At 72.7% G+C, this 8,024-nt stretch carries 8 protein-coding genes; 6 read left to right on the forward strand and 2 right to left on the reverse strand.

Features of this window, described 5'->3' with window-relative positions; translation table 11 throughout:
• Nucleotides 1-34: 34 nt before the first annotated feature.
• Entirely contained in the window at nucleotides 35-2,593 is a 2,559-nt protein-coding gene (locus ABD106_RS11880; RefSeq protein WP_343920602.1) for a transglycosylase domain-containing protein, read from the reverse strand.
• Between the two features lie 49 nt (nucleotides 2,594-2,642).
• On the opposite strand from ABD106_RS11880, the gene sp36 reads away from it, so the two are divergent.
• Nucleotides 2,643-2,810: a Sp36 family protein gene (sp36, locus tag ABD106_RS11885; protein ID WP_343920604.1), complete on the forward strand. Its 168-nt coding sequence runs from the start codon at nucleotides 2,643-2,645 to the stop codon at nucleotides 2,808-2,810.
• Entirely contained in the window at nucleotides 2,807-3,265 is a 459-nt protein-coding gene (locus tag ABD106_RS11890) for a RidA family protein (protein ID WP_343920606.1), read from the forward strand. The genes sp36 and ABD106_RS11890 overlap by 4 nt, the downstream gene beginning before the upstream one ends.
• 93 nt (nucleotides 3,266-3,358) lie before the next feature.
• Here the strand turns inward: ABD106_RS11890 and acs are convergent, their stop codons facing one another.
• Nucleotides 3,359-5,302, reverse strand: a complete 1,944-nt coding sequence (acs, locus tag ABD106_RS11895; protein ID WP_343920608.1) for an acetate--CoA ligase — start codon at nucleotides 5,300-5,302, stop codon at nucleotides 3,359-3,361.
• Nucleotides 5,303-5,598: 296 nt separating this feature from the next.
• Between acs and ABD106_RS11900 the strand changes: the two genes are divergently transcribed.
• From ABD106_RS11900 to ABD106_RS11915, 4 genes are all read left to right on the forward strand, one after another.
• Complete coding sequence (locus tag ABD106_RS11900) at nucleotides 5,599-6,609, forward strand: TadA family conjugal transfer-associated ATPase (protein ID WP_343920610.1); 1,011 nt, start codon at nucleotides 5,599-5,601, stop codon at nucleotides 6,607-6,609.
• Nucleotides 6,606-7,436, forward strand: a complete 831-nt coding sequence (locus ABD106_RS11905; protein ID WP_343920612.1) for a type II secretion system F family protein — start codon at nucleotides 6,606-6,608, stop codon at nucleotides 7,434-7,436. Before ABD106_RS11900 ends, ABD106_RS11905 begins: the two co-directional genes overlap by 4 nt.
• 103 nt (nucleotides 7,437-7,539) lie before the next feature.
• A complete protein-coding gene (locus ABD106_RS11910; protein WP_343920614.1) occupies nucleotides 7,540-7,680 on the forward strand; it encodes a hypothetical protein in 141 nt (46 codons plus the stop codon).
• Nucleotides 7,681-7,776: 96 nt separating this feature from the next.
• Nucleotides 7,777-7,950 (forward strand): DUF4244 domain-containing protein, encoded by a 174-nt coding sequence (locus ABD106_RS11915; RefSeq protein ID WP_343920616.1) that lies wholly within the window; start codon nucleotides 7,777-7,779, stop codon nucleotides 7,948-7,950.
• Nucleotides 7,951-8,024: the final 74 nt, after the last annotated feature.

The raw sequence follows: 8,024 nt of genomic DNA on the forward strand, positions 1-8,024 counted from the left end.
CACGCCGCCGGCGACCGCGCCGATCGCCCTGGGGCTAGCAGCCAGGATCGCCTCCGCTGGCGTTCGTGCCGACGACGACGGAGATCGGGTCGCCGGGCGCCCCCGCGGTGCCCGGAGCAGGGTTCTGCGCGAGCACGAGGCACACGTTCGCCTCGCCGTGGTCCTGCCACGTCACCTGCACCCCGGCCGGATCGAAGCCGGCGCCCTCGAGCGCCGTCCGCGCGTCGGGGAGCGATTGCGCCACGAGGTCGGGCCACGTCTGCGCGTTCGGGTCGGCGGGCGGCTCGGTCTCCTCGCCGCCTGCGGCGAGCTGGCCGTTCGACGGGTAGAGGATGATCGGCGTCGCGGTGGTCACGAGCGAGCCGGCGCCGGGGGCGGTGTACTCGACCAGCCCCTCCGCCTGCAGGCCGTCGATCGGGTTCGCGACCTGGACGGTGTACCCGAGCGCCTCGAGCGCCGCCTGTGCGTCGGCGACCGGCTGGCCGGCGACGTTCGGCAGCTCGCTCGCGCTGCCGCGCACGGTGTCGGCGTCGGGCGTGAGGAACTCACCGCCGGGGTAGCGGGCGATCGCCTCGTTCATCGCGGCGCGGAAGATCGTGGAGCGCACGTTCCAGCGCGACTGCAGCGAGTAGCTGCCCACGATGTTGCCCACCCACACCGATGTCGCCACGGTCGGGCTCGCACCGTTCACCCAGGTCTGCACGACGCCGTTCGTCGTGCCCGTCTTCGAGATCACCGGTGTCGTGCCTGCGGGGTTGTTGAGCGGGTTGCGCTCCGTGACGGTCTCGAGCACGAGCTGCATGACCGACGCCACCTCGGGCGTGATCGCCTGCTGGCACTGCTGCGACGGCGGCTGCACCTCGGTGCCGTCGCGGGCGACGATGCGGTCGATCGCGATGGGCTCGCAGTGGATGCCGCCGTTCGCGATCGTCGCGAAGGCCTCCGCCATGCCCATCGGCGTGACGTTCGAGCCCGAGCCGATCACCGCCGGCGCGAAGATCTGCCAGTCGCTGCCGTCAGCGGTGTTGGCGCCCATGCGGTCCGCGGTGTCGTGGATGTCGCACAGGTCCATCTCGCTCGCCATGCGCACGATGCCCGTGTTCACGGAGTTCACCATGATCTCGGTGGGCGTCATGCGGGCGTACTCGTTGCCCTCGTTGTTCTGCGGGTCCCACTCCTCGGAGACGAGGCCCGTGCAGCTCGCTTCGAACGTGCCACGGGGCCACTTCTCGCGCGTCGCGTCGAGCTGCTCGTTGACCGAGTGCCCGTCGATGATCCACTGCGCGAGCGTGAAGATCTTGAAGCCTGAACCGGGCTGGAAGCCGCCGGACCTGCCGTGCGCGTAGTCGGCGTTGAAGTTGACGCTCGTCGCGGTCGGCGGCGCGTCCTCGGTGGGCGAGTAGTCCTTGTTCTGCGCCATCGTGAGGATGCGGCCGGTCCCTACCTCGAGCTGCGTCACGGCCGCGCCCGACTGCCAGCGCGTCTCGTCGTTCGGCACCTGCTCGTCGAGCGCCGCCTGCACGGCGTCGTTGAGGCTCAGGTCGATCGACGTGTAGATCTGGTAGCCGCCCTGGAAGAGGGCGGCGGAGTTGTCCTCCGCCGTCGCACCGAGGATGTGGTGGCCGTCGACCTGGTCCTGCCGCAGCACGCGCTGCACGTAGTCGCAGAAGAAGCGAGCGGAGTCGTAGCCCGCGATGCAGCCGTTGTTCGACGGCTGGATGTTCACGAAGTTCTCGTCGATCGGGATCGCGATCGCCTCGTCGCGCTGCTCCGCGGTGATGTAGCCCTCGTTCGCCATCTGGTTGATGATGAAGTCGCGTCGCTCCTGGTTGCGGGGCCAGTTGTCGGCTGAGAACAGGTTGCGCGTCGACGGGTTCTGCACCGTCGCGATGAGCGCGGCCGACTCGGCGATCGAGAGCTCCGAGGCGGGCTTGCCGAACACGCGCTGCGCGCCCGACTGGATGCCGTAGACGTTGCCGCCGAAGTTCGCGATGTTGAGGTACGCGAGCACGATCTCGTTCTTCGTGTAGCGCTGCTCGAGGCCGATCGCGAGCCGCATCTCGGCGAGCTTCCGCTGGTAGCTCGCCTCGTACTGCTGCTGGTACGTCTCCTCGTCGCCGCGGATGAACGCATCCATCGCGATCTGCTGGCGCACGAGCTGCATCGTGAGGGTCGAGGCGCCGGAGTCGCCGCCGAAGCCGAGCTGCGAGAGCCCGGCGCGGACGACCGAGGGGGCGTCGACGCCGCCGTGGGTGTAGAAGCGGCGGTCCTCGCCGGCGATGAGGGCTTCGACCGCGGTGCGGGGTACCTGCTGCCACTGCAGCACCTGGCGGTCCTGCTCGTAGAACGAGGCGATCTCGACGGGCTGGCCGTCGCGCATCCCGTAGATGCGGTTGCGCTCGGCCTGCTGCGTGATCTGCGCGTACGAGGGCAGGCTCTCGAAGACGTCGAGGCCGCTGTTCGCCGTCGTGGATGCGACGGCGAGGGCAGGCGTCAGGGTCGCGGAGACGAGGATCCCCGCGATCGCGCTGAACCCGATGAGCCCGAGGAGGGAGCCCAGCAGGCTTCCTGGCTTGTGTCTAGTGGCGGCCATAGCATACGAGGGTACGGCACCCACCTATGAGCACAGAGGACAGACACCGATGGCGAAGACGACCTGGGAGTACGCGACGACGCCACTCCTCATCCACCGCGAGACGGCGATCCTCAACACGTGGGGCGGCGACGGCTGGGAGCTCGTGCACGTCGCGAACGGCCCCGAGGGCGGGCTCGTCGCGTTCCTGAAGCGGCCGGTCGAGGCGTCCGCATGAGCATCGCGCAGCGCATCCGCGACCTCGGCTTCGAGCTGCCGGCGGTCGTGCCGCCGGTCGCCTCGTACGTGCCGGCCGTCTCGAGCGGGCGGCTCGTCTTCACGTCGGGGCAGCTGCCGATGGTCGACGGGGCGCTGCCGCGCACGGGCAAGGTCGGCAGCGAGGTGTCGGCCGATGAGGCGACCGCCGACGCCCGCCAGTGCGCGCTCAACGCGCTCGCGGCGATCGACGCCGAGATCGGCTCGCTCGACCGGATCACGCGCATCGTGAAGGTGGTCGGATTCGTCGCCTCGGCCGAGGGCTTCCACGGCCAGCCCGGCGTCATCAACGGCGCGAGCAACCTCCTGGGCGAGATCTTCGGCGACGCCGGCAAGCACGCGCGCAGCGCCGTCGGCGTCGCGGAGCTGCCGCTCGGCGCCCCCGTCGAGGTCGAGGTCATCGCCGAGTTCGCCTAGCCGCGCGCTCGGCAGATGTTCGCCTGACCCGAGCGCGAGCTGCGATGTGCAGCCGAAGGGTTGCTCAGCGGAACATCTGCCGAGCTGTCCCCTCTAGCGCAGCTGCGACTGGATCGCGTCGACCACCGACTGGTCGGCGAGCGTCGTGGTGTCGCCGATCTCACGGCGCTCCGCGAGGTCGCGCAGCAACCGCCGCATGATCTTGCCCGAGCGCGTCTTCGGCAGGTCGGGCACGATGAACACCTGCCGGGGGCGGGCGATCGCGCCGATCTCGGCGGCGACGTGCTTGCGCAGCACGTCCTCCGACTCCTCGACGGTCAGCTCGTCGGCGAACCGCTGCTTGAGGATGACGAACGCGACCACCGCCTGCCCCGTCGTCTCGTCGCTCGCCCCGACCACGGCGGCCTCGGCGGTCGACTCGTGCGCCACGAGCGACGACTCGATCTCGGCGGTCGAGAGCCGGTGCCCCGACACGTTCATGACGTCGTCGACGCGGCCGAGCAGCCAGATCTCGCCGTCGTCGTCCTTGCGGGCACCGTCGCCGGCGAAGTAGCGGTCGCCGAACTTCTCCCAGTACGTCTCGCGGTAGCGGTCGTCGTCGCCCCAGATCGTGCGCAGCATCGACGGCCACGGGCTCGTGACCACGAGCAGCCCGCCGTCGCCCTCGCCGACCGAGCTGCCCTGCTCATCCACGACGTCGATCTCGATGCCGGGGATCGGCACCTGCGCGCTGCCCGGCTTGAGCGTCGTCACCGACGCGAGGGCCGAGATCATGATCGCGCCCGTCTCGGTCTGCCACCACGTGTCGACGACCGGGGTGGTGCCGCCGCCGACGACGTCGCGGTACCACATCCACGCCTCGGGGTTGATGGGCTCCCCGACGGAGCCGAGCACGCGCAGGCTCGACAGGTCGCTCGACTGGGTGTGCTGGCGGCCGAGCTTCATGAAGGTGCGGATGGCCGTGGGCGCCGTGTAGAAGATGGTCACGCCGTAGCGCTCGATGATCTGCCACGGCCGCTGGGGCGTCGGGGTGTCGAAGGTGCCCTCGTGCATCACCTGCGTCGTGCCGTTCGCCATCGGCCCGTAGACGATGTAGCTGTGCCCGGTGACCCAGCCGATGTCGGCGGTGCACCAGTAGACGTCGCGCTCGGGCTGCAGGTCGAACACGTGCCGGTGCGTGAATGCGGTCTGCGTCAAGTAGCCGGCGCTCGTGTGCAGGATGCCCTTGGGGCGCCCGGTCGTGCCCGACGTGTAGAGGATGAAGAGCGGGTGCTCGGCGGGGAAGGCCTCCGCGACGTGCTCGGCCTCGGCGTCGGCCATCGCCTCGTGGTACCAGACGTCGCGCCCGTCGACCCAGTCGATGTCGTTCTCGCCGCGCTTGACGACGAGCACGTTCGTGACGCCGTGGCCGGGCTCGCGGAGCGCCTCGTCGACGGTCGGCTTGAGGGCGAAGACCTTGCCCTTGCGCCACGCGCCGTCGGTCGTGATGACGAGCGTCGCGCCCGCGTCGTCGATGCGGCCGCGCAGGTTGGAGGGGGAGAAGCCGCCGAAGACGGCGGTGTGGACGGCGCCGATGCGCGCGCACGCGAGCATCGCGGCGACGGCCTCGGGCAGCATCGGCAGGTAGATGGCGACGCGGTCGCCCGCCTTGACGCCGAGCGACGTCAGCACGTTCGCGAGGCGCTTGACCTCCGCGGTCATGTCGGCGTAGGTGAGGGTGCGGCGGTCGCCCGGCTCGCCCTCCCAGTGGAGCGCCACGCGGTCGCCGTTGCCCGCGTCGACGTGCCGGTCGAGGCAGTTGACCGCCACGTTGAGCGTGCCGTCGTGGAACCACTTCGCGTGCGGGGGCTGCCAGTCGAGCACCTCGGTGAACGGCGTCTCCCACTGGAGCTCGCGCGCCTGCTCGGCCCAGAACCCCAGCCGGTCCTCGCCAGCGCGCTCGTAGAGCTCGGCGGTGGTCGCCGATGCGCGCGCCAGCTCCTCGGGAGGCGCGAAGCGGCGGGTCTCGTTCAGCAGGTGGTCGATGCGGTCGGACACGGGCATTCCTCCAGACGTCGTCGTCGCGATGAGCCTATCGACGCGGGGCGCGTCGACCGTCGAGAGCTCGCGCAGGTTGCGTCGTGTTGCACCCGGGCGGCGGATGCGCGACCACCTAGCATGGGGCGCGTCGGCCTGGCCGACGCGGGCAGGTGACCGGCGGATCCCCCATTCGCCTCCCTGTGGCGGCGCCCCCTCCCCCCCAGGTGGGCGCCGCCTTCCTCGTGGCGGATCGCCGTCCACAGGCGACCGCGCCGGCGCGGCGGCGCCGGCTGCGCTCGGCCTACGGTGCGGCCATGCAGCGGTCCAGATCGCCGGGGTCGGGGATCCCGTTCGTCGCGGGGGCTGCCCGCGCCGCTGCCCCGGGCCCGGTGCGCACCGCCGCGGACGGCGCGGCGCTGCGCGAGTTCGGCGAGCTCGCCCCGCTCGTCGCCGAGGCGGCGGTGACGGATGTGTTCGTCACCGGCGGCGCGGTCTGGGTCGACCGTGGGGGAGGGGCGGAGCCCGCGGGGCTCGAGCTCGACGCCGCGCGAGCGAGGGAGCTCGCGGTCGCGCTCGTCGCCGCCGGCGGGCGGCACGTCGACGAGGCGAGCCCGTGCGTCGACGTGCGGCTGCACGACGGCATCCGCGTGCACGTCGTGCTGCAGCCCATCGCGGTCGCGGGCACGCAGCTGTCGATCCGGCTGCCGCGCGTGCGCGCGCTCTCGCTCGACGAGCTCGCAGCGGGCGGCGCCTTCGCGGTCGTGCCGCTCGCGCTCGTGCGCGGCCTCGTGGCCCGACGCGCGAACGTGCTCGTGACCGGCGCGGGCGGTTCGGGCAAGACGACGCTGCTCGGTGCGATGCTCTCCGACGCGGCTCGCACCGAGCGCATCGTGACGATCGAGGATGTGGCCGAGCTGCGCATCCGCCATCCGCACGTCGTCGCGCTCGAGGCGCGGCAGGCGAACGCCGAGGGCGCCGGTGCGATCGGGCTCGAGCAGCTCGTGCGCGAGGCGCTGCGGATGCGCCCGGACCGGCTGGTGCTCGGCGAGTGCCGGGGCGCGGAGGTGCGCGAGCTGCTCGCCGCGCTCAACACAGGCCACGACGGCGGTGCGGGCACGCTGCACGCGAACTCGCTCGACGACGTGCCGGCGCGGCTCGAGGCGCTCGGCGCGCTCGCAGGGCTGACGCCCGCGGCGCTCGCTCGGCAGGCGGTGAGCGCGATCGACGCCGTGCTGCACGTCGAGCGCGATGCCGACGGCAGGCGGGTGGCCGCGCTCGGCGAGCTCGAGCTGGCCGGCGACCGGCTCGCGGTGCGACGGCGATGACGCCCTCGGCAGAGGATGCGGCCGCGGCGACCGTGCACCGGCTCGCGGCGCTCGTCGCCGGCGGGCTGACGCTCGAGCGCGCGGGGGTGGTGCTCGGCACGGATGCGTCGGCGCTCGACGAGCAGGCGGGTGGCGGGGTGATCGGTGCGGTGCTGACCGTCGCTCGGCAGACGGGCGCGCCGACGGCGCCGACGCTCGAGCGGCTCGCCGGGCTGCTGCGCGAGCGGGCGGCGCAGCGGCGGGCGCTCGAGGCGGCGCTCGCGGGCCCCCGCGCGACGGCGCGCCTCGTGATGGTGCTGCCATTCGTCGGGCTCGGCTTCGGCGCCGCGCTCGGCCTCGACGTGGTCGGCGCCGCGCTCAGCGGTGGGCTCGGCTCCTGGTCGGTGCTCGCTGGAGCCGCGCTGCTCGTCGCCGCGTGGGCGTGGTCGAGGGCGATCGTGCGCCGCGCCGGCCGCGGCGAGGAGGCGCCGGGGCTCGCCCTCGACCTCGTCGCGGTGGCGCTCGCGAGCGGCGGTCCGGCCGACCGTGCGAAGACGGCCGCGGCGGGGGCCCTCATCGATGCCGGCGTCGCGGCGAGCGGGTGGGACGACGTCGACCCGGTGCTCGACCTCGCCCGGCGGGCCGGCGTGCCGGTGCGAGGGCTCCTGCTCGCGGAGGCCGCGGCGGCGCGGACGCGCGCGCGGCTCGAGGGCGAGGCGCGGGCCGAGCGCGCCGCGGTGCAGCTCGCGCTGCCGCTCGGCGCCTGCGTGCTGCCCGCGTTCTCGCTGCTCGTCATCGTGCCGCTCGTGATGTCGATGCTCTCGGGCGCGCTCACGCCGCTTGAGTAGCCCGTGTCGACGTCCTGCTGCGGCGTCGCACATCCGTGCAGCAGCTCGACGCTCTGCAGATCGCGTCGGCCGATGCCCAGACGCTGCCCGTAGCGTCGATGGCATGCGGAACCTCTTCAACGGCGTCGTCAACTGGATCGCGGCGCTCTTCGCCGCCAACGGCGGTGCCCCGCACCCCATCGTCGCGACCGACACCGCGAACCCCGCGCGGAAGTCGCGCAAGCCGAAGCGCCGCCGCCGCTGATGCGCCGGGCGCTCGCTCTCCACAGGCGGTCCTGACGGTCGCACGCCGGCGCTCCCCGCTCCCGCATGCTGGCGCTCCTGAGGGAAGGAGGCGAGCATGCGGATGCTCGAGAGGCTCGTGCAGGAGGAGGACGGCGCGGCGACGGCCGAGTACGTCATCGCGACGATGGCGGCGGTGGGGTTCGCTGGGCTGCTGGTGGTGATCCTGCGCTCCGACGAGGTGCGCGCGATGCTCACCGGCATGGTCCAGCGTGCGCTCACCGTGCAGTAGGAGGGTCGGTCCCCACCGGCAGCGCGGCGAGCTCGGCGCGGTGACCGCCGAGCTGGCCGCCGCGCTGCCGGCGG

Source organism: Agrococcus citreus (assembly GCF_039527715.1).
GTDB classification, from domain to species: domain Bacteria; phylum Actinomycetota; class Actinomycetes; order Actinomycetales; family Microbacteriaceae; genus Agrococcus; species Agrococcus citreus.